The sequence below is a fragment of the Flavivirga rizhaonensis genome (assembly GCF_004791695.1).
In the GTDB taxonomy this organism is placed as follows: Bacteria; Bacteroidota; Bacteroidia; order Flavobacteriales; family Flavobacteriaceae; genus Flavivirga; species Flavivirga rizhaonensis.
On the sequence record NZ_SRSO01000057.1, the window covers coordinates 1 to 1,888 of the forward strand.

At 29.2% G+C, this 1,888-nt stretch carries 3 protein-coding genes; all 3 read left to right on the forward strand.

From position 1 onward, the window contains the following. On the forward strand, nucleotides 1-227 hold a 227-nt coding region (locus tag EM932_RS21000; protein ID WP_211344335.1), incomplete at its 5' end, for a hypothetical protein. Nucleotides 228-427: 200 nt separating this feature from the next. Beyond that, nucleotides 428-1,030: a hypothetical protein gene (locus tag EM932_RS20780; RefSeq protein WP_145988303.1), complete on the forward strand. Its 603-nt coding sequence runs from the start codon at nucleotides 428-430 to the stop codon at nucleotides 1,028-1,030. Between the two features lie 127 nt (nucleotides 1,031-1,157). Next, a complete protein-coding gene (locus EM932_RS20585) occupies nucleotides 1,158-1,739 on the forward strand; it encodes an RDD family protein (protein WP_135879093.1) in 582 nt (193 codons plus the stop codon). The last annotated feature ends 149 nt before the right edge of the window (nucleotides 1,740-1,888 follow it).

Sequence of the window (1,888 nt, forward strand, 5' to 3'; positions counted from 1 at the left end):
TAAATAAAGATCCATACGAACAAAATGATTTGTCTAGTGAAATGCCAGAAAAGGTAAATGTACTCAAAGAACTTCTTGACAAGGAATTAAACGAAATGAATGCCCAAACCCCTTATACTAATCCCAACTATTCTACAGAAAAGGTAAAAAAAATCAGTAATCGTAAAACCAACTACAGAAAGGCCAATAGAGATAGGAATAAACAAATAATGAAATTGAAAAAATAAATAACGACACCACAACAATGGCCATAGTTAATACGGGTTTGGTGCTTAACCCTAAGTTTAGAGCTTTAAACCAAGCCCGCCAAATCTTTTGATTTGGCTTTAAAATAAAAAGATAAAACAAAATTAAAGTTTTGGCTAAGTACTAGACCGAAAGTTCAGTTCCCTGAATTCCCGTAACTAACCATAAACCAAGATGTTGTGTGCAAAACAAACTTTTGAGCGAAATATTAAATTTTATAACTGATTTTATACGGATTGACATTTTTATCGGATTCGGTTTCTATTCAATAATCTATTTCCTTTTAAAAACCTTTTTAAAGGACAAAAAAATTATATCGGAATTTGACAAAAGTGCTGTTCAGTTAATAATTTATTTAGGTTTTGTTTGGCTCGCTTTGTGGCTAATTGGAATTTTGACTTTCTATTTAGGATTAGAAAATGAAACCGAAAAAACCGAATATTATGAACGATTGACTGGAAAATATGCTTATGCAATATGGATTCAACCAATATTTTGGTTTTTACTAACCCAAGCGTATCGAATAAAGTTCATAAAGAAATATCTAATTAATAGAATTATAATTAGCTTTCTTTTTGTTGTAACATTTGAACGATTTGTTATTTTAATAACAACAATACATAGAGATTATTTACCAAGTAGTTGGACTTTAAATAACGAATATGTAATTGATACTGGATTTCTGATTACTAGACTATTAGGAAAAATATTAGTTGTTTTTGCTGTTCTCTGTCTGTATCATTTCGGAATTAAAAAAATAAAAACGTTGTACAACAAAGTATAAAAATAATGCTAAATTTAATGCTTAATCAAAGGTTAGTGCGTATTTGGTCACTCTGATTTTCCTGCGGAAAATCCTCGCACACAAAACCGCACTATTCTTATACAAACCGTTGGCAAACATTTGAGGAATGACAGAAACAAACAATAACAATGATGGAATAATAGCCGAGGAAATTTCTAAAGTTGCAAATAACAAACCAAGAATTAATCGAATTTTAAGTATGTTTTTAGACCATTGTATAATGTGTCTTTTAATTGTGCCGTTGGGATTTTTAATTTTTGGATTAGGGGCATTAATGAAAGACAATTTGAACAACGGAATTGGAATAGTTTTAGTTTTCATTCCATTTTTCATTTATTTAAACAAAGATTTTTTCAATGCTAAAAGTCCTGCAAAACGGATTTTAGGATTTCAAGTAATTGACCGAAAAACAAATAATCCAGCAAATGAATTACAATGCTTTGTGCGGAATTTAACTATTTGTATTGCTTGGCCATTAGAAGTTATTGTTGGACTAATAAATCCTGAAAGACGAATTGGCGATTTTCTTGCAAACACAAAAGTTATTACATCCGAAAAAGAAAAGTTCAAGTCAATTTGGACTGATTTAAAAAACACAAAATTGAAAATGAATTTTATCGGAATTTTAATAATTGGCGGAATTTACTTTTATGGATTGAGTCTTTTATTACCAGGAATGAATTATTAAAAAACGATTTGCCAACATTGTATCCTATGAAAAGCACTAGCCAAGTTCTTCAAAGTTAATATTTATTTTTCAATTATCTCATAATGATGATTTTGAGATGTTGAATTGTTGATAATTCCGATAGGATTATCAATAATTCAACACTATAT